Raw genomic sequence first — 18,847 nt, forward strand, 5'->3', positions numbered from 1 at the left:
TGGCGCAGGGTTTCTCTACCGTGTTGAATCGTAGATGCACTCAGGCTGTGCTCAGCGAGAGCGTCGCGACCAGACTGCGTCCATCGGTCATGCCACCGACACCAGCCTCACACCGCCCGCTCCATCCGTCGTGCGCGATAGGCTTGCGGTGACATCAGCGTCAGCTTGCGGAACGCCTCGCGGAAGCTGCTCTCATACTCATAGCCGGCAGCGCGCGCAATGGTCTTGATCGGCTGCAGCGTCGATTCCAGCAGGGTGCGCGCGTGCTCGACATGGCGGCGCATGATGAAGGAATGCGGCGGCTCGTGCGTGAGCTCCTGGAATTTGCGGCTCAGCGTACGCTCGCTGAGACCGAGCGCGTCGGCAATCCTGCATGGACACTCCCGTTGCGATGCACAATCGCAACGTTGATCTCCACGCGCAGCATTGAGGTTCATAAGAAGAATACCATATGTTCTGAAAGGGAGCCCTTGCCGTGCAGACCATGAAGGCGGCCCTCGTTGCGGCGATCACCGTCGTGGCTTTGATCTGCTGCCTCCTTCCCAGCTCAGCGGAGGAGAGCAGCCGTGTTGCAGTTGTTGTTACGATCGACGGGGCGATTGGCCCTGCGTCGGCCAGCTACGTGCGGGAGGCTTTGGCCAAGGCCAGCGAACGGCGCGCTGAGGTCGTGCTTCTGAGAATGAACACCCCCGGCGGTCTCAATTCCAGCATGCGCGAGATCATCGCTGATGTGCTCGCGTCGCCCGTTCCTGTTGTCGGCTACGTCGCTCCTTCCGGCGCCCACGCGGCGAGTGCCGGGACCTATATCCTTTATGCGACCCACATCGCGGCGATGGCACCAGGCACCAATATCGGTGCGGCGACGCCGGTCCAGATCGGCGGGCCGCTGCCGGGCCTGCCAAGCGGTACACCGGACAAGGATGGCAAGGACAAGAAGGATGAGCCGAAGGACGCGATGACGGCGAAGGCCACGAACGATGCCGTCGCCTTCATCCGCAGCCTCGCCGAACTGCGTAACCGCAATGCGGACTGGGCGGAGAAGGCGGTCCGTGAGGCTGCAACACTCACTGCCAACGGCGCGCTGGAGGCACATGCCATCGATCTCGTCGCGCGCGATCAGGCTGAATTGCTGCGGCAGCTCGATGGCCGTGTGGTGGAGGTTGCCGGCGGCAGGACGCAACGCCTCGCGACGAAGGATGCTGTCGTCGAAGCCATCGAGCCGGGATGGATATCCCGCTTCCTGGCAGTCATCACCAATCCGAACGTGGCATTCATTCTCCTGATGGTCGGCATTTACGGCCTGATCTTCGAGTTCGTATCTCCCGGTGCGGTCGCGCCGGGAGTCGTCGGCACGATCTGCCTGCTGACCGGCCTCTACGCACTCAATTTGCTGCCGATCAATTATGCCGGTCTCGCCTTGATGTTAGTCGGACTGGTGCTTCTCACCGTCGAAGCCTTCAACCCGACCGTGGTGGTCGGCTTCGGAGGGATCATCGCCTTCGTGCTGGGAGCGATGATGCTTTTCAGGAGCGAGGCGCCTGGCTACCAAGTGTCGTGGTGGGTGATCGGCGCCACTGCGGCAGTGTTCAGCGGCTTTGCGCTGATCGTGCTTGGTTCGCTTCGGCGCGTCCGCAAAGCTCCTGCGCTGGTCGGCGCGCAGGCCATGCGCGGCTTGCCCGCCGAAATTCTCGACTGGAACGGGAACGAAGGTCATGTCTTCGCCCATGGTGAGCGCTGGCAGGCGCGCGGCGCCGAGACGTTCAGGCCCGGAGAGATCGTCGAAGTCGCCAACATCATCGACCTGACGCTGCTGATACGCCGCACACCCGCCCGAACAGGCGAGGGAGGTACGTCATGATGCTCGAATATCTGACATATGCGGCGCTTGCGCTGCTCGTCGTCGTGTTTCTGTCCCAGGCTATTCGAATCCTGCGCGAATATGAGCGTGGCGTGATCTTTACGCTCGGCCGCTTTACCGGCGTGAAGGGCCCGGGTCTCATCATCCTCGTGCCGATCGTGCAGCAGCTCGTAAAGGTTGATCTGCGGGTCATGGTGCAGGTCGTGCCGCCGCAGGACGTGATTTCGCGGGACAACGTGTCCGTCAAGGTCAATGCCGTTCTGTACTTCCGCATCGTCGATCCCGAGCGGGCAATCATCAAGGTCGGCGACTACATGGCGGCGACCAGCCAGCTCGCCCAGACCACGCTGCGCTCGGTGCTCGGCAAGCACGAGCTCGACGAGATGCTTGCCGAGCGGGACAGGCTGAACGCCGACATCCAGGAGATCCTCGACAAGCAGACCGACGTCTGGGGCATCAAGGTCACCGGCATCGAGATCAAGGACGTCGATATCAACGAAACCATGGTTCGCGCGATTGCCAAACAGGCCGAGGCGGAACGCCTGCGGCGGGCCAAGGTGATCAACGCGATGGGCGAGCAGCAGGCGGCCGAAAAGCTGGTCGAAGCAGGCAGGATCCTCGCGCAGGAGCCCCAGGCGATGCAGCTGCGTTACTTCGCGGCCCTGCACGACATCGCCGGCGAGCGGTCGTCGACGGTCGTGTTTCCGCTGCCGACGGGCCTGCTCGACCACTTTATGCCGCGGCCAAATAACCCGTAGCGATAGGCTTGCCGCAACGTCCAAAACGAAAAGGCGCCCCTTTCGGAGCGCCTCTTGCCTGTCGGAAAGCGTTCGAGCCGATCAGCCCGAATAGTACATGTCGAACTCGATCGGGTGAGGCGTCATCTCGAAGCGCTCGACCTCGGTCATCTTCAGCTCGATATAGGCGTCGATGAAGTCGTCGTCGAACACGCCACCGGCCTTGAGGAAGGCGCGGTCCTTGTCGAGGTTTTCGAGCGCCTCGCGCAAGCTGCCGCATACCGTCGGGATCTGCTTCAGCTCTTCCTTCGGCAGGTCGTAGAGGTCCTTGTCCATCGCCGGACCCGGATCCATCTTGTTCTTGATGCCGTCGAGGCCGGCCATCAGCATCGCGGCGAAGCCGAGATAGGGATTGGCCAGCGGATCGGGGAAGCGCACCTCGACGCGCTTGGCCTTCGGCGAAGCGGTGTAGGGGATGCGGCAGGAGGCCGAGCGGTTGCGCGCGGAATAGGCGAGCAGCACGGGGGCCTCATAGCCCGGGACCAGACGCTTGTAGGAGTTGGTCGAGGGGTTGGTGAAGGCGTTGATCGCCTTGGCGTGCTTGATGATGCCGCCGATGTAGTGGAGGCAGGTCTCCGACAGGTCGGCGTATTTGTTGCCGGCGAACACCGGCTTGCCGTCCTTCCAGATCGACTGGTGCACATGCATGCCCGAGCCGTTGTCGCCGTAGACCGGCTTCGGCATGAAGGTTGCGGTCTTGCCGTAGATGTGCGCGACCTGGTGGATGCAGTATTTGTAGATCTGGAGGTGGTCGGCCATCAGCGTCAGCGTGTCGAACTTCATGCCGAGCTCGTGCTGGGCGGAAGCGACCTCGTGGTGATGCTTCTCGACCTTGACGCCCATCTTGGCCATGGCCCCGAGCATCTCCGAGCGCATGTCCTGCACGGAATCCTGCGGCGGAACCGGGAAATAGCCGCCCTTGGTGCGGACGCGGTGGCCGAGATTGCCGCCTTCATATTCGGTGTCGGAGTTGGTCGGCAGCTCCGAGGAGTCGAGGCGGAAGCCGGTGTTGTAGGGGGTGGACGAGAAGCGCACGTCGTCGAACACGAAGAACTCGGCCTCGGGGCCGACGAACACGGTGTCGCCCACGCCCATCGACTTCACCATCGCCTCGGCCTTCTTGGCGATGCCGCGGGGGTCGCGGTTGTAGGGCTCGCCGGTGGTCGGCTCGAGCACGTCGCAGGTGATGACCATGGTGGTCTCGGCGAAGAACGGATCGATCGTCGCGGTCACCGGATCGGGCATCAGGCACATGTCGGACTCGTTGATCGCCTTCCAGCCGGCGATCGAGGACCCGTCGAACATCGTCCCTTCGGCGAAGATGTCTTCATCGATCATGCTGACGTCGAACGTGACGTGCTGCCACTTGCCGCGCGGATCGGTGAAGCGCAGGTCGACGTACTTGACGTCGTTGTCCTTGATCGATTTCAGGACGTCTTTGGCGGTCTTCATGCATACCCCTTTTGGCTCTGCGGATCGGTTTCCAGATGAGCAAACTCGTTCTCGCTTTGGGCGAGTTTTGCGCGACTGCACAAACGAAATCAGGCCGCCGAAGCAGCCTTATTTCTTGTCGGAGTGTCGCAAAACGCGGGATAGCACCCGGCTCAGATAGCGTCCAGCCCGGATTCGCCGGTCCTGATGCGGATCGCCTCTTCGATGTTGGAGACGAAGATCTTGCCGTCGCCGATGCGGCCGGTCTGCGCGGCGCGGCGGATCGCGTCGATGGCGCGCTCGACCAGATCGTCGCCGATCACGATCTCGATTTTTACCTTCGGCAGGAAGTCGACGATGTATTCTGCGCCGCGGTAAAGTTCGGCGTGACCCTTCTGCCGGCCGAAGCCCTTGGCTTCGGTGACGGTGATGCCTTGAAGACCAACTTCCTGAAGCGCTTCCTTCACCTCGTCGAGCTTGAATGGCTTGATGATGGCTTCGATTTTCTTCACTGCGCGACTCCCGGCCTCTCGATCAAATAGCAACGTCTTCGTCAGGATGCGCATTTCTCAACGCACGATCTTGTCCTCTCTATGCCGGGATCCCTGACCAGTCCGGCAACAACGGTCGGCCACACTCTGTAAGATGCCAGTGAGCACGACGAACCGAAGCGGCTTCCTCGAAAGCAGGGTCTATGCCAAGTTGCAAATGCCCTGGTTATTGGAGCGTTATCAGCCTTTTAACGAGCATCCTGGGTGGTGGCGCCGATCTGCACAAAATACCGAAGACTACGAAATAGGCAAATGGTGCAATATATGTGCAAATCAATGTTTTCGTCGTCGGATCGGCACGGAAGGTGCCTGTTGAAGAGGCGATTGTACTAGGAAGTGGCATGGAAGTTCTGACCAACGCCGAAATGCAGCGCGCCGACCAGCTTGCCATTGCGGCCGGTACGCCCGGTTTCAAGCTGATGCTGAGCGCGGGCCAGGCGGTCGCCAAGGCCGCCCATGCGCTGGCGGAGGAGGGGCCGATCCTGATCGTGGCCGGCCCGGGCAACAATGGCGGCGACGGCTTTGTCGCGGCCGCCGAGCTCGCCGCCCAGGGGCGGGAGGTCTCGGTGATCCCGATGTGCGAGCGCGACCAGCTCCAGGGCGATGCGGCCTCCGCGGCGCGCGGCTGGAAGCATCCGGTGCTTCCGTTCAACCCCCAGGCAATCGGAAAGCCTGCGCTGATCGTCGATGCGCTGTTCGGTGCCGGTCTCAGCCGTCCCGTCGACGGCGAGGCCCGCGAAATGATCGAGGCGATCAACGCCAACGGTGCCCCGGCGCTCGCGGTCGACCTGCCGAGCGGCATCAACGGCACCAGCGCGGCCGTGATGGGGGCGGCGGTGAACGCCACCGAGACCGTCACCTTCTTCCGCAAGAAGCCGGCGCATCTGCTTCTGCCCGGGCGCATGCATTGCGGCCGCGTGCGCGTCGCCGACATCGGCATCGATGCGCAGGTGCTGGACGAGATCGCGCCGCAGACCTTCGAGAACGATCCGGACCTCTGGGGCGCCGCCTTTCCGGTGCCGCGCATCGATGGCCACAAATACGCGCGGGGTCACGTGCTGGCGGTGTCCGGCGATGCGGCAGCGACAGGCGCTGCGCGGCTTGCTGCGCGCGGAGCACTGCGCGCCGGCGCGGGCCTCGTGACGCTGGCGAGCCCGCGCGATGCGCTCGCGATCAATGCGGGCGCGCTGACTGCGGTGATGGTTCGCCCCGTCGATACCGCGATCGAGTTCGGCGAGCTGCTCGGCGACAAGCGCTACAATACCTGCATCATCGGTCCCGGCGCGGGCATCGGTGAGCGCACCTGCGACCTCGTTCACACCGCTCTCAACGCGCAGCGGCATCTGGTGCTCGATGCGGATGCGCTGACGAGCTTCGCCGCGACCCCCGAGCGCCTGTTCGAATCGATCAAGTCCTCGCAGGACAACGCGGTGGTGCTGACCCCGCACGAGGGCGAGTTTCCGCGCCTGTTCTCCGATCTCAGTAACAAGCATCCCGGCCGCTCCAAGCTCGAGCGCGTCCGCGCTGCCGCCGAGCGCTCCGGCGCCGTCGTGCTCCTGAAAGGCCCGGACACCACCATCGCCGCCCCTGACGGCCGCGCCACCATCGCCGCCAACGCGCCGCCCTGGCTTGCCACCGCCGGCGCCGGCGACGTGCTGTCCGGCATCATCGCAGGGCTGCTGGCGCAGGGCGTGCCGGCGTTCGAAGCCGCCAGCATCGGCGTCTGGATGCATGGCGAGGCGGCGAGCGAAGCCGGGCCGGGCCTGATCGCGGAGGACCTGACCGAGACGCTGCCGGCGGTGCACCGGCGGATCTATGATGTGCTGGGGGTGGAATACTGATGCTCAGGCAGCTCGCGCTCACGGAAATGGGCGCGACGGCGCAGGTTCATCGGATCGCGTTCGACCAGGCGATGCCGTGGCTGGTCGGGCTGCACACGCCGGAGGAGGATCGCTGGTTCTATCGCGAACGCATCTTTTCGATATGCCAAGTATGGGGATGGTTCGCTGATGACGTCCTGAGCGGGATCATCGCCTTCCGCGACGGCTGGGTCGAACAGCTCTACGTGCTTCCGGTTGCGCAGGGCCGCGGCGTCGGCACCGAACTCCTCGACATTGCCAAAGGCGCCAGCGGACGGCTGGAGCTCTGGACCTTCCAGCGCAATATGCTCGCGCGACGCTTCTACGAGGCGCGCGGGTTCATGCTGACCGAGGAGACCGACGGGGCGCGGAATGAGGAGCGAGAGCCCGACGCCCGCTACCTCTGGACGCGCCAGTAGGCGTTCACTCCACCCCATACCAGCGCACCAGACGTGGTGCGGCCCAATGGGTCACCACGGATTCGAGCAGCCATCGCCCGGGCGCGGTTGCCGCGAATGCGATGCGCTGGGTCTGGCCGGGCTCGATCGCGAGCGTGTCGAGCCAGTAGGGCTTCCAGCCATCGTCGAGCGTGTCGAGCAGGCGGAAAGGGTGGCCGTGCAGATGGAACACGGTCGTGACGGGGGCGGGGTTCTTCAGGGCCAGCACGACGGTGCGGCCGGCCTTGGCGCGGAAGGCCGGGGCGGAGGCCGTGGAGAAATTTGCGGGCCGTGCCCAGGCGGCGTCGGCTCCGCCGAGCGCGACATCGAACCGCAGGGCGCCTTTCAAGTCGAGGTGGTCGGGCAGATCGTTCGGAGGCAGCGGCTGTAGCGGCGGCAGCGCCGCGCGCCGCCGGATTCCGCCGGAGATCGAAAGGGTTCCGATCTGGCGGGCCGACTTGCCGTCGTGCAGCATGAAGGGAGCCGAGATCTCGACATCCAAGAAAGCGTCGGCCCGCGCGCCGGGAGCCAGGACGAGGGCGCCGTTGCGGGCCGGAAACGGCTCGGCCGGCTGGCCGTCCAAGGCCAGGACATTAACTTCGTGATTCTCCAATTTAATTGCGAGAACAGAGCGTTGCGAGCCGTTGATAATGCGCAGTCGCAGCCGCTGGCCGCCCAAGGCTGAGAGTTCGAATGAAGTTCTGCCATTGACCGTGTAGAGCGGTGTCGCGTCCTTGGGGTCCTGGCCCGGCGGGACCGCGGTGCCATCCGGCCGCAGACGCCATTCCTCGATCAACAGGACCTCGTCACGGTCGGCGGCAACCCGGCTGGTCTCGGCCACGATGATCGGGAGCGGGCGCGCGGGCTGCTTCAGGCTGCCCTCGAAGAGGCGGAAGTCCGCCAGCAGGGTTCCCGCGTTTGGTGTTGAAATAATTGATGTTTCGGTCGTATCCGGTGCGGCGGGCGCGCGCCCTCGCAGCGGGTCGGCGGCAGTCGCGCCATTGAGGCCGTACCAGACCGGCGCAAGTGGCACAGGCAGGTCGTTGCGAAACACCACTTCGCATCGGTCGCCGCGCTTGAGACGGACGGTCCCGAGATGGCTTATGGCGGCCAGCTCCCAGATTGCTGTAGCTGGTTGCCCCGCCTTCGAAGCCAGGGTTGCCGGCCTTGCCAGAAGCGCGAGCTGGGCGGTCACAAGCGGCCCTGCGCCGCCGGTCATCAACCCGGCCGCCGAGGCCCCGAGACCGGTCAAAACCTCACGTCGGGTCGGGTCGAGAATTCGCGGTTTCATGGGGCGATCCGGATCATGACGCGCTGGATAAGTCCAGCCATCGTGCCTACTTCAAGCATGCCTCCAACCGGCCATTTTTTTGCTGCGAACAGTCAGGCACATGCTATAAGCCCGGCCGCCCGCGGCATCGCGGCCGGTCTTGATGCAAATTCACGCGGGCGTGGCGGAACTGGTAGACGCGCTGGATTTAGGTTCCAGTGACGAAAGTTGTGGGGGTTCGAGTCCCTCCGCCCGCACCAAGCGCTTATCGCGTTTGCACGGATTACGAGACCTGCTTCTGCGGACGATCGTCCGTCTGGAGCCGGTCCGATGAACACCGGTGGTGAGGCGTTCGCCTCGCGCCGGATCGATTAATGACAGCGTCCCGACGCGCGACGTGCCGGGACCGAACGAGAAGAAGATTGGACGCCATGCAGGTCACAGAAACCCTCTCGGAAGGCTTGAAGCACGAGTTCAAGATCAGCGTTCCCGCGTCTGATCTCGATGCCAAGGCCGGCGCCAAGCTCGTCGACCTCAAGGACAAGGTCCGCATCAACGGCTTCCGTCCGGGCAAGGTGCCGGTCGCGCACCTGAAGAAGGTCTATGGCCGCTCCGTGATGGCCGAAACCATCGACCAGACCATTCGCGACACCAACACGCAGCTGTTCTCCGAGCGCGGCTTCCGCCTCGCGACCGAGCCGAAGATCACCATGCCGACGGAGCAGAAGGATGTCGAGGAGCTGCTGAGCGGCAAGACCGACCTGACCTACACGGTCGCGATCGAAGTCGTGCCGGCGATCGCGCTCGCCGACTTCAAGACCTTCCAGGTCGAGAAGCCCGTCGCCGACGTCACCGACACCGACGTCGACGAAGCGATCAAGCGCATCGCCGATACCAACCGCACCTTTGCCGACAAGGGCGAGGGTGCCAAGGCTGCCTCGGGCGACCGCGTCACCATCAACTTCACGGGCCGCATCAACGGCGAAGTCTTCGAGGGCGGCACCGGCGAAGGCATCCAGGTCCTGATCGGTTCCAACACCTTCATCCCGGGCTTCGAGGAGCAGCTGATCGGCATCGGCGCGAACGAGACCCGCACGCTGAAAGTGTCGTTCCCGAAGAACTACATGAACGACAAGCTCGCCGGCCAGCCGGCGGAGTTCGAGACCACCGCGACGCTGATCGAGGCGCCGCAGGACCTCGCGATCGACGACGAGTTCGCCAAGTCGCTCGGCTTGGACTCGCTGGACAAGCTCAAGGAAGCCGCGCGCGAGCGCCTTTCCGCCGAGTTCGCGACCGCGACGCGCCAGCGCGTCAAGCGCGCGCTGCTCGACCGCCTCGACGAGGCGCATCGCTTCGAGGCGCCGCCCTCGCTGATCGACGAGGAGTTCAATCTGATGTGGAACTCGGTCAAGGCCGAGATGGATTCCGCCGGCAAGACCTTCGCCGACGAGGACACCACGGAGGACGCCGCCAAGGAAGAGTACCGCAAGATCGCCGATCGCCGCGTGCGGCTTGGCCTCGTGCTCTCCGAGATCGGCGAGAAGAACAAGATCACCGTGACCGACGACGAGGTCGGCCGCGCCGTGATCGAGCGCGCGCGCTCGATGCCCGGCCGCGAGAAGGAGGTCTGGGACTATTACCGCAACAACGCCCAGGCGCTGGCCCAGCTTCGTGCACCGATCTACGAGGACAAGGTCGTCGACTTCATCCTCGAACTCGCCAACGTGACCGAGAAGAAGGTCTCGCGCGAGGACCTCTACAAGGACGACGACGCGGAAAAGACCGCAGCCTGAAGGGTTTGAGGCAGCCATCTATTAATGATGATCAACGAAGAGGCCCAGCTAGCCAGGTGGCCGGCTGGGCCTCTTTGTGCGAATCAGCTTCAACTGCCCCTACGGATTAAGCCTTAATGCGCTGCGTACTTGTCAGAAGCGAAATGGGCTATATCTGTCGCTACGCCTTTTACTTCTTACCAAGTTCCTGCATCACAGGACGTCCATTCGCCTCCCGGCAATCCAGCCAAACTTTGGCAAGCCTGCCCGGCGATGTCCGTCTCCGAAACACTAGGTGACTCATGCGCGATCCGGTTGAAACCTACATGAACCTCGTGCCCATGGTGGTCGAGCAGACCAACCGTGGCGAGCGCGCCTACGACATTTTCTCGCGCCTCCTGAAGGAGCGCATCATCTTCGTGACCGGCCCGGTCGAGGACGGCATGTCGACGCTGATCGTCGCGCAACTCCTGTTCCTTGAGGCGGAAAATCCGAAGAAGGAAATCTCGATGTACATCAATTCGCCGGGCGGCGTGGTGACGTCGGGCCTTGCGATCTACGACACCATGCAGTTCATCCGCCCGCCGGTCTCGACGCTGTGCACCGGGCAGGCTGCTTCGATGGGCTCGCTGCTGCTCTGCGCCGGCGAGAAGGACATGCGCTTTTCGCTGCCGAATGCACGCATCATGGTCCACCAGCCCTCCGGCGGCTTCCAGGGCCAGGCCACCGACATCATGCTGCACGCCCAGGAAATCCTGAACCTGAAGAAGCGGCTCAACGAGATCTACGTCAAGCACACCGGCCAGACCTACAAGTCGATCGAGGATGCGCTGGAACGCGACAAGTTCCTGACCGCGAACGACGCCAAGGAGTTCGGCCTGGTGGACAAGGTCATCGACAAGCGCGCCGAGGAGCCGGCGCAGGCCAAGGCTCCGTAGCACTACGGGCTCGTCACGGCGGTCCCCCAGATCGCCGTGGACCCGTCGGGGTGCGTCCACGCTAGGTGCGGGTGCACGCGTCGCAAAACGCGCTTTTGCGCGCTGCGACACGCAGAAAGTTCCGCTTTCGTGCTCTTTTCGTGGCAATCCAGCAACGCCGGGGTGATTTCGATCACTTCGTCCGTGCCAAGACCGGAAATCACGGTATTGTCACGGGTAGCCGGCGGCGTCCGATTAGCGAATTCTTGATAGTCGGGTGACAGCATGGTTGGCTACGACTGATCGGCTATGATCGCGGGAGAATCGAGTGACCGTGATTCGCACGGGATGTAATGCGTAGGGTCTTTTTTGGTACGGAATTTGCTCTACTTAAGCTTCATGCCGGCCATCGTGTCGGAATGGAGCGATCGAGCGGAACGGGATCGAACCGCGGACGGAGACAGGAATGAGTAAGGTCGGCACGAGCGACTCCAAGAACACGCTGTATTGCTCGTTCTGCGGCAAGAGCCAGCACGAAGTCCGCAAACTGATCGCGGGTCCCACGGTCTTCATCTGCGACGAGTGCGTCGAGCTCTGCATGGACATCATCCGCGAGGAGAACAAATCCTCGCTGGTCAAGTCGCGCGACGGGATTCCGACGCCGAAGGAAATCTGCAAGGTGCTGGACGATTACGTGATCGGCCAGAGCCATGCGAAGAAGGTCCTGTCGGTCGCGGTGCACAACCACTACAAGCGCCTCAACCATCAGACCAAGCACAACGACGTCGAACTCGCGAAGTCGAACATCCTGCTGATCGGTCCGACCGGCTCGGGCAAGACGCTGCTCGCGCAGACGCTCGCCCGTATCCTGGACGTGCCGTTCACGATGGCGGATGCGACGACATTGACCGAAGCCGGCTATGTCGGCGAGGACGTCGAGAATATCATCCTGAAGCTGCTCCAGGCCGCCGACTACAATGTCGAGCGCGCCCAGCGCGGCATCGTCTACATCGACGAAATCGACAAGATCAGCCGCAAGTCCGACAATCCCTCGATCACGCGCGATGTGTCGGGTGAGGGCGTGCAGCAGGCGCTGCTCAAGATCATGGAAGGCACGGTGGCTTCGGTCCCGCCGCAGGGCGGCCGCAAGCATCCGCAGCAGGAGTTCCTGCAAGTGGATACCACCAACATCCTCTTCATCTGCGGCGGCGCTTTCGCCGGCCTCGAGAAGATCATCTCGGCGCGCGGGCGGTCGACTTCGATCGGCTTCGGCGCCCAGGTGCTCGCCCCGGAGGACCGCCGTACCGGCGAGATCTTCCGTCACGTCGAGCCTGAGGATCTCCTGAAGTACGGCCTCATCCCCGAGTTCGTCGGCCGTCTGCCGGTCGTGGCGACGCTCGAGGACCTCGACGAGACCTCGCTGAAGAAGATCCTGACCGAGCCGAAGAACGCGCTGGTGAAACAATACCAGCGGCTGTTCGAGATGGAGAACATCGAGCTGACCTTCGCCGACGAGGCGCTTGGTGCGGTCGCCCGCAAGGCGATCGAGCGCAAGACCGGCGCGCGTGGGTTGCGCTCGATCCTCGAGGCGATCCTGCTCGAGACCATGTTCGACCTGCCGGGCTTGGAAGGTGTGGAAGAAGTCGTGATTTCCCGCGAAGTGGTGGAAGGAACGGCGCGTCCGCTCTACATCTATGCCGATCGATCCGATCGCGCCGTCGAGAACGCCAGCGCCTGATCTGGCGGCGCTGGAGCGCTCCAATCCTCTTCTCAAGATGGGCTGCGGAACTGTATCTCCGCAGCCGGTGTTGCGTCGCTTGTTTGCGTGCGTAAGCGCCTGATGGCGCGCGTTTTTCAATGACTTGACACCCCCCGGGTCGATAGCCACCTAATGTCGGCGGCGAGCGAAAATTCTCTTCAAGATTCGCCTCAGTCCATCCGGCTAGCCGGTCCAACTCGTAGAGGACCGATCGGTTCTGCGGATCACCTCGGCACCTTGTGGCGGTTGCGCATGATCAGCGGGCTGCGTGCAAGGGGGCAAAGCAAAAGGAAAAGGCCATGACCAATCCCAAACCCCGGCCAACCATCGTCCATGGCGAAACGCACGCTTATCCCGTGCTGCCGTTGCGCGACATCGTCGTCTTCCCGCACATGATCGTGCCGCTCTTCGTCGGCCGCGAGAAGTCGATCCGCGCGCTCGAAGAGGTGATGAAGAACGATGCGCTGATCATGCTCGCGACGCAGAAGAACGCGTCCGACGATGATCCGGCGCCCGATGCCATCTACGAGACCGGGACGCTTGCCAGCGTGCTCCAGCTCTTGAAGCTTCCGGACGGCACCGTGAAGGTGCTGGTCGAAGGGCTCGAGCGTGCGCGTGTGGCGAAGTACACCGATCGCGCCGACTATTACGAGGCGACCGCGGTCGCGCTCGCCGACACCGATGCGAAGTCGGTCGAGGCGGAAGCGCTGGCGCGCTCGGTCGTGTCCGATTTCGAGAGCTATGTGAAGCTCAACAAGAAGATCTCGGCCGAGGTCGTCGGCGTCGTGCAGGCGATCACCGACTTCGCCAAGCTCGCCGACACCGTTGCCTCGCATCTCGCAGTCAAGATCGCCGACCGCCAGGGCATCCTGGAGACGCTGTCCGTCACCACGCGCCTGGAGAAGGTGCTGGGCCTGATGGAGAGCGAGATCTCGGTGCTGCAGGTCGAGAAGCGGATTCGTTCTCGTGTCAAACGACAAATGGAGAAGACCCAGCGCGAGTATTATCTCAACGAGCAGATGAAGGCGATCCAGAAGGAACTCGGCGACGACGATGGTCGCGACGAGCTCGCCGATCTCGAAGAGAAGATCTCCAAGACCAAGCTCTCCAAGGAAGCGCGCGAGCGGGCGCAGCATGAATTGAAGAAGCTGCGCCAGATGTCGCCGATGTCCGCGGAAGCGACCGTCGTGCGCAACTATCTGGATTGGCTGCTGTCGATTCCGTGGAACAAGAAGTCCAAGGTGAAGAAGGATCTGGAGGCTGCACAGGCCATCCTGGATTCGGATCACTATGGGCTCGAGAAGGTCAAGGAACGCATCGTCGAGTATCTCGCGGTGCAGTCGCGCGCCAACAAGCTGACGGGCCCGATCCTGTGCCTCGTCGGACCTCCCGGCGTCGGCAAGACCTCGCTCGGCAAGTCGATCGCGAAGGCGACGGGGCGCGAATTCGTGCGCGTCTCGCTCGGCGGCGTGCGCGACGAGGCCGAGATCCGCGGTCACCGCCGCACCTATATCGGTTCGATGCCCGGCAAGATCATCCAGTCGATGCGCAAGGCGAAGTCGTCCAATCCGCTGTTCCTGCTGGACGAGATCGACAAGATGGGCGCCGATTTCCGCGGCGATCCGTCCTCGGCCTTGCTCGAGGTGCTCGACCCCGAGCAGAACGCGACGTTCAACGACCACTATCTCGAGGTCGACTACGATCTATCCAACGTGATGTTCATCACGACCGCGAATACGCTGAATATTCCCGGCCCGCTGATGGACCGCATGGAGATCATCCGGATCGCGGGCTACACCGAGAACGAGAAGGTCGAGATCGCGCGCAAGCACCTGATCCCGAACGCGGTGTCCAAGCACGGCCTGGACTCCAAGGAGTTCTCGATCGACGACGACGCGCTACTGCTTCTGATCCGCCGCTACACCCGCGAAGCGGGCGTGCGCAATCTGGAGCGTGAGCTTTCGACACTCGCCCGCAAGGCGGTGAAGGAGCTGATGATCTCCAAGAAGAAGTCGGTCAAGGTCACCGAGAAGACTCTGGAAGAGCTGCTCGGCGTGCCGAAGTACCGCTTCGGCGAGATCGAGAGTGAGCCGCAGGTCGGCATCGTCACCGGCCTTGCCTGGACCGATGTCGGCGGCGAACTGCTGACGATCGAAGGCGTCATGATGCCCGGCAAGGGCAAGATGACGGTCACCGGCAATCTGCGTGACGTGATGAAGGAGTCGATCTCGGCCGCGGCGTCCTACGTCCGCTCGCGCGCGATCAACTATGGCGTCGAGCCGCCGCTGTTCGACCGGCGCGACATCCACGTGCACGTGCCGGAGGGCGCGACGCCGAAGGACGGCCCGTCCGCGGGTGTCGCGATGGCCACCGCGATCATCTCGGTCATGACCGGCATCCCGGTCCGCCACGATGTCGCGATGACCGGCGAGATCACGCTGCGCGGTCGCGTGCTGCCGATCGGCGGCCTGAAGGAGAAGCTGCTGGCGGCGGCCCGCGGCGGCATCAAGACGGTGCTGATCCCCGAGGACAACGCCAAAGATCTCACGGAGATTTCCGATGCGATCAAGGGCGGCATGGAGATCATCCCGGTCTCGCGCCTCGACGACGTCATCGCCAAGGCGCTGGTGAGAAAGCCGGTGCCGATCGTCTGGGAAGAGGACACCAAGGTGACGGTGAAGCCTGATGGCGACGAGGCCGCCGGCGGCCTGACCGCTCACTGAGATCAGGCGAAAGATGATAAAACGGCGCCTTCGGGCGCCGTTTTTGTTTGGGGGAAGGGGAGGAGGCAATGCACATCGACGGGCAATGCCATTGTGGGCAGATCACCTTTGAAGCCGAGATCGACCCCGAGGCCGTCTCGGTCTGCCATTGCCGGGACTGTCAGACGCTGACGGGCTCTCCGTTCCGGGTCACCGCGATCTGTTCCGCGGCCGATGTCCGCCTGACCGCCGGCACGCCAAAGATCTACGGCAAGCGCGGCGACAACGGCCGGATGCGCTTCCAGCACTTCTGCGCCGAATGCGGTTCCCCGCTGTTCACGAGCGGCGAGGGCGACCAGGCCGACGATTGGGGCGTCCGCTGGGGCGCGATCCGCCAGCGCGACAAGTTACGCCCCGTCAGGCAGATCTGGTGCCAGTCGGCGGCGGTGTGGATCGACGCCGTGCCGCTGCTGCCGGGAAGGCCGGGGGATTGAGGTCGGGCTTGCTCAGCAAGGGCACGTAGGGCTAAAGAGGCGGCGAAGGGCGGTTAGCTCAGCTGGTTAGAGCATCTCGTTTACACCGAGAGGGTCCGCGGTTCGAATCCGTGACCGCCCACCACTTTTCGCTTGGCGGGGCCAAGCAGGCTGCCATGCCTGGGAGACCAATTGGTGCATGGCATCATCGCAAAGCCTCCATTCGGTCGGGGCTGGCTGGTTCGTTCGAAGGGCACATCACCCTGCAAACCCTCGGCCGGGCATGCCGACAGTCACCGTGGAGCGGTCACCTGCCCCACAGTGGCGCGTCGTCATTCCTGATGGACGTATCAGGCCGTCTTGGTGAATAGTGTCAGGACGCCTTCGGCAATGTTGATCGCAACGACCTGCGACGAGGTCAGACCCTTCGCCTTGAGCGCGGATGCCGCCTGGGGAGTAGCGTCAATCGTCTTCCGGAGCGATTGAATATCGTCATCGCTTGTCTGTGCGACGATCTCATCGACCTTCGAGCGCACCGCTGGCTGCAAGTCCTTAATGTCGACAACCTGGATCTGTCGGATGACGGTGCTCTGAGCGGGCGGCGATTCTGCTCCCGGTTGCGACGATGTTCCCTGCGCCTGCACGAGAGTCGGCGTCCCGAAGGAGAGGGTTGCGATAATGAGGGGTGCCATGAAGCTGCGCATGGTCATGCCTTTCCAAGGTGAGCAACCTGAAAACGCTAGCCACGAAATCTGGTTGTCGTCTGCTTCCGATGCGGCCGTTCGGTGAAAGCTATGCGGCCACAATGCGAGCACTCCCGCCGGAACCGCAGCCAATTCTCGCAGCAGCGGCTGTGGTCCTTGCAGAAAACTGCGTTACGATCCGGCCAGGGACCCGACGCAGGGTGAACCCCCGCAATGGCGGGAGCGGCGGATCGACAAATGCTAGGGATCATGGACCCGATGGAACAGCCGAGCGGACACGAACTCAACGCCGACCAGATCGCCTATTGGAACGGCCCGAGCGGGCAGCGCTGGGCCGATCGCCACGGGGTGCAGGAGAAGCTGCTCCGGCCCATTGCCGATCTCCTGATCAACCGTGCCAGGCCGAAGCCGGGCGAGCGTGTGATCGACGTCGGCTGCGGCTCCGGTGCGACGACCTTTGCGTTCGCGAAGGCGGTGGCTCCCGATGGCCTTGCGCTCGGCCTCGACGTGTCCGAGCCGATGCTGTCGCAGGCGCGCGCGTTCGCGCCAAAGGGCCTGCCGCTCGATTTCGTGCTGGCGGATGCGACCGTCTATCCGTTCGAGCCGGCGAGCTTCGATCTATTGGCCTCCCGCTTCGGCGTGATGTTCTTCGCCGACCCCACCGCGTCCTTCACCAATCTTCGCCGCGCGCTGAAGCCATCCGGGCGGCTCGCCTTCGTCTGCTGGCGCGAGCCGAAGGAAAATCCCTGGATGATGGCGCCGCTGATGGCGGTCTACAAGCATGTGCCGAAAATGCCGCCGGTCGGGCCGGAAGAGCCGGGCCCGTTCGCCTTCGCCTCGGAGGAGCGCGTGATGCGCATTCTGAAAGGCGCAGGCTTCGTGGACGTGGCGATGGAGCCGCACAATCTCGCAATGGACATCGCGATCGGCGGCGGCCTCGATGCCGCTGTCGACGGCTCGCTGCAGATCGGCCCGGCCAGCCGCGCGCTCCAGGGCCATCCGCCCGAGACGTATGAGGCCGCCAAGGCTTCGATTCGCGAGACGCTCGCGCCGTTCCTGAACGGGCAGAGCGTCGAGTTGCAAGGTGCGATCTGGATCGTGACGGCGAAGGCGGCGTAAGTTCACGACTAAGGGGCATTGTGGCACACGTCGTTGCCACACCCTCGGTGTCGTCCCCGCGAACGCGGGGAACCATACCACAGGGAGAACTTTGGCGCGAAGCTGGTAACTCCGAGTCTTCGCCAAACCATTCCCTGTGGTTATGGGTCCTGGATCAGCGCGCGCTTTAGGCGCGCTTGTCCGGGACGACAGCAGAGATTAAGGCGTGCCGTTGTGTGCCCCTCACACCACGTCATCCGGCGCCAGCGCGCAGCCGTTGTCGGGATGCGTTTCCACCTGGAGTGTGGTGTGGCCGATGCGGAAGGATGTCTTGAGCAGTTGCGCCGTCTGCATCAGGAATGCGTCGTCCGCGCCTGTTGGCATGACGAGGTGGCAGGTCAGCGCGGTCTCGGTGGTGGAGATCGGCCAGACGTGGAGGTCGTGGATCCCTGACACGCCGGGCCGCGCCAGCAGGAAGGCCCTGATCGCGGCGAGGTCGGTGCCTTTGGGCGCGGCCGCCATCGACATGTCGATGGAGCCGCGCAAGAGGCTCGTCGTGCTCCAGAGGATGGTGGCGCAGATGACGAGGCTGGTGACGGGATCGAGCCAGAGCCAGCCCGTCCAGATGATCAGCGCCGCCGAGACCACGACGCCGAGCGACACCGCGGCGTCGGCCGCCATGTGCAGGTACGCGCCTTCGATGTTGATGTCGTCCTTGCGTCCGCTCGCGAACAGCATGGCGGTAAACCCGTTGATGAGGATGCCGATGCCGGCGACCACCATCACCGTAACGCCTGCGACGGGCTCCGGCTGCTGCAGGCGCAGGATCGCCTCCCAGCCGATCGCGCCGGTCGCGACCAGCAGGAACACCGCGTTCGCAAGGGCCGCGAGGATGGTGGAGGCGCGCAGGCCGTAGGTGAAGCGGCCGCTCGGGGCGCGGCGCGCTGCGATCGAGGCGCCCCAGGCCACCACCAGGCCGAGCACGTCGGACAGATTGTGACCGGCGTCCGCGAGCAGGGCGGTGGAGTTGCCGAGATAGCCGTAGACCGCCTCGGCCACGACCAGCGCGATGTTGAGCGAAATGCCGATCGCGAACGCCTTGCCGAAGCTGGCGGGCGCGTGGACATGCGCATGGCCAAGGCCAAGGCCATGATCATGATCTTGGGCGTGGCCGGCATGGTCATGGTGGTGATGGCCGTGATGGTCGTGGCTTCCCACC

Annotated in this window: 16 protein-coding genes and 2 tRNA genes; 12 read left to right on the top strand and 6 right to left on the bottom strand. The window is 63.8% G+C overall.

Annotated elements, in window-relative coordinates; translation table 11 throughout:
* Nucleotides 1-107: 107 nt before the first annotated feature.
* A complete protein-coding gene (locus tag IVB23_RS38730) occupies nt 108-437 on the bottom strand; it encodes a helix-turn-helix domain-containing protein (protein ID WP_247802080.1) in 330 nt (109 codons plus the stop codon).
* Between the two features lie 38 nt (nt 438-475).
* Between IVB23_RS38730 and IVB23_RS38735 the strand changes: the two genes are divergently transcribed.
* Both IVB23_RS38735 and IVB23_RS38740 read left to right on the top strand, forming a co-directional pair.
* On the top strand, nt 476-1,858 hold the full coding sequence (locus IVB23_RS38735; RefSeq protein ID WP_247802081.1) for a nodulation protein NfeD: 1,383 nt from the start codon (nt 476-478) through the stop codon (nt 1,856-1,858).
* On the top strand, nt 1,855-2,616 hold the full coding sequence (locus IVB23_RS38740) for a slipin family protein (RefSeq protein ID WP_061877817.1): 762 nt from the start codon (nt 1,855-1,857) through the stop codon (nt 2,614-2,616). Before IVB23_RS38735 ends, IVB23_RS38740 begins: the two co-directional genes overlap by 4 nt.
* Nucleotides 2,617-2,697: 81 nt before the next feature.
* Here IVB23_RS38740 and glnA read toward each other — a convergent pair whose 3' ends face one another.
* Together glnA and IVB23_RS38750 are read right to left on the bottom strand one after the other, a co-directional pair.
* Nucleotides 2,698-4,107 carry a type I glutamate--ammonia ligase gene (gene glnA / locus IVB23_RS38745; RefSeq protein WP_247802082.1) on the bottom strand — a complete coding sequence of 470 codons (1,410 nt, stop codon included), beginning with the start codon at nt 4,105-4,107 and terminating at the stop codon, nt 2,698-2,700.
* A gap of 152 nt (nt 4,108-4,259) precedes the next feature.
* A complete protein-coding gene (locus IVB23_RS38750) occupies nt 4,260-4,598 on the bottom strand; it encodes a P-II family nitrogen regulator (RefSeq protein WP_007603495.1) in 339 nt (112 codons plus the stop codon).
* A gap of 380 nt (nt 4,599-4,978) precedes the next feature.
* Between IVB23_RS38750 and IVB23_RS38755 the strand changes: the two genes are divergently transcribed.
* Both IVB23_RS38755 and IVB23_RS38760 read left to right on the top strand, forming a co-directional pair.
* Complete coding sequence (locus IVB23_RS38755) at nt 4,979-6,478, top strand: NAD(P)H-hydrate dehydratase (RefSeq protein ID WP_247802083.1); 1,500 nt, start codon at nt 4,979-4,981, stop codon at nt 6,476-6,478.
* Nucleotides 6,478-6,915, top strand: a complete 438-nt coding sequence (locus IVB23_RS38760) for a GNAT family N-acetyltransferase (protein ID WP_247802084.1) — start codon at nt 6,478-6,480, stop codon at nt 6,913-6,915. Before IVB23_RS38755 ends, IVB23_RS38760 begins: the two co-directional genes overlap by 1 nt.
* Before the next feature lie 4 nt (nt 6,916-6,919).
* Here the strand turns inward: IVB23_RS38760 and IVB23_RS38765 are convergent, their stop codons facing one another.
* Nucleotides 6,920-8,224, bottom strand: coding sequence for a multicopper oxidase domain-containing protein (locus tag IVB23_RS38765; protein WP_247802085.1), 1,305 nt, complete (start codon nt 8,222-8,224; stop codon nt 6,920-6,922).
* Between the two features lie 154 nt (nt 8,225-8,378).
* On the opposite strand from IVB23_RS38765, the gene IVB23_RS38770 reads away from it, so the two are divergent.
* From IVB23_RS38770 to IVB23_RS38800, 7 genes are all read left to right on the top strand, one after another.
* Nucleotides 8,379-8,463, top strand: a tRNA-Leu gene (locus IVB23_RS38770).
* A 171-nt stretch (nt 8,464-8,634) separates the two neighbouring features.
* The gene (gene tig / locus IVB23_RS38775; protein WP_247802086.1) at nt 8,635-9,996 is read left to right on the top strand and encodes a trigger factor; all 1,362 of its coding nucleotides are present in this window, start codon (nt 8,635-8,637) and stop codon (nt 9,994-9,996) included.
* A 281-nt stretch (nt 9,997-10,277) separates the two neighbouring features.
* Nucleotides 10,278-10,913, top strand: coding sequence for an ATP-dependent Clp protease proteolytic subunit (locus tag IVB23_RS38780; protein ID WP_061877822.1), 636 nt, complete (start codon nt 10,278-10,280; stop codon nt 10,911-10,913).
* 445 nt (nt 10,914-11,358) lie between these two features.
* On the top strand, nt 11,359-12,630 hold the full coding sequence (gene clpX, locus IVB23_RS38785; RefSeq protein WP_008547851.1) for an ATP-dependent Clp protease ATP-binding subunit ClpX: 1,272 nt from the start codon (nt 11,359-11,361) through the stop codon (nt 12,628-12,630).
* A gap of 320 nt (nt 12,631-12,950) precedes the next feature.
* A complete protein-coding gene (gene lon / locus IVB23_RS38790; RefSeq protein ID WP_028181341.1) occupies nt 12,951-15,374 on the top strand; it encodes an endopeptidase La in 2,424 nt (807 codons plus the stop codon).
* A gap of 68 nt (nt 15,375-15,442) precedes the next feature.
* Entirely contained in the window at nt 15,443-15,847 is a 405-nt protein-coding gene (locus IVB23_RS38795) for a GFA family protein (protein ID WP_247802087.1), read from the top strand.
* Nucleotides 15,848-15,894: 47 nt separating this feature from the next.
* Nucleotides 15,895-15,971: transfer RNA gene (locus IVB23_RS38800), tRNA-Val, on the top strand.
* A gap of 205 nt (nt 15,972-16,176) precedes the next feature.
* Here IVB23_RS38800 and IVB23_RS38805 read toward each other — a convergent pair.
* Nucleotides 16,177-16,536, bottom strand: a complete 360-nt coding sequence (locus IVB23_RS38805; protein WP_247802088.1) for a hypothetical protein — start codon at nt 16,534-16,536, stop codon at nt 16,177-16,179.
* 252 nt (nt 16,537-16,788) lie between these two features.
* On the opposite strand from IVB23_RS38805, the gene IVB23_RS38810 reads away from it, so the two are divergent.
* Entirely contained in the window at nt 16,789-17,649 is an 861-nt protein-coding gene (locus tag IVB23_RS38810; RefSeq protein ID WP_247805032.1) for a methyltransferase domain-containing protein, read from the top strand.
* 222 nt (nt 17,650-17,871) lie between these two features.
* On the opposite strand, the gene IVB23_RS38815 is transcribed toward IVB23_RS38810, so the two are convergent.
* Nucleotides 17,872-18,846 (bottom strand): cation diffusion facilitator family transporter, encoded by a 975-nt coding sequence (locus IVB23_RS38815; RefSeq protein WP_247802089.1) that lies wholly within the window; start codon nt 18,844-18,846, stop codon nt 17,872-17,874.
* Between the last annotated feature and the right edge of the window lies 1 nt (nt 18,847).

The organism is Bradyrhizobium sp. 191, from assembly GCF_023100985.1.
GTDB classification, from domain to species: domain Bacteria; phylum Pseudomonadota; class Alphaproteobacteria; order Rhizobiales; family Xanthobacteraceae; genus Bradyrhizobium; species Bradyrhizobium diversitatis.

Coding starts and splice junctions, on each gene's coding strand:
- IVB23_RS38730 (WP_247802080.1), bottom strand. CDS start 437: ATGAACCTCAATGCTGCGCGTGGAGATCAACGTTGCGATTGTGCATCG.
- IVB23_RS38740 (WP_061877817.1), top strand. CDS start 1,855: ATGATGCTCGAATATCTGACATATGCGGCGCTTGCGCTGCTCGTCGTC.
- glnA (WP_247802082.1), bottom strand. CDS start 4,107: ATGAAGACCGCCAAAGACGTCCTGAAATCGATCAAGGACAACGACGTC.
- IVB23_RS38755 (WP_247802083.1), top strand. CDS start 4,979: ATGGAAGTTCTGACCAACGCCGAAATGCAGCGCGCCGACCAGCTTGCC.
- IVB23_RS38760 (WP_247802084.1), top strand. CDS start 6,478: ATGCTCAGGCAGCTCGCGCTCACGGAAATGGGCGCGACGGCGCAGGTT.
- IVB23_RS38765 (WP_247802085.1), bottom strand. CDS start 8,224: ATGAAACCGCGAATTCTCGACCCGACCCGACGTGAGGTTTTGACCGGT.
- tig (WP_247802086.1), top strand. CDS start 8,635: ATGCAGGTCACAGAAACCCTCTCGGAAGGCTTGAAGCACGAGTTCAAG.
- IVB23_RS38780 (WP_061877822.1), top strand. CDS start 10,278: ATGCGCGATCCGGTTGAAACCTACATGAACCTCGTGCCCATGGTGGTC.
- clpX (WP_008547851.1), top strand. CDS start 11,359: ATGAGTAAGGTCGGCACGAGCGACTCCAAGAACACGCTGTATTGCTCG.
- lon (WP_028181341.1), top strand. CDS start 12,951: ATGACCAATCCCAAACCCCGGCCAACCATCGTCCATGGCGAAACGCAC.
- IVB23_RS38795 (WP_247802087.1), top strand. CDS start 15,443: ATGCACATCGACGGGCAATGCCATTGTGGGCAGATCACCTTTGAAGCC.
- IVB23_RS38805 (WP_247802088.1), bottom strand. CDS start 16,536: ATGACCATGCGCAGCTTCATGGCACCCCTCATTATCGCAACCCTCTCC.
- IVB23_RS38810 (WP_247805032.1), top strand. CDS start 16,789: ATGGAACAGCCGAGCGGACACGAACTCAACGCCGACCAGATCGCCTAT.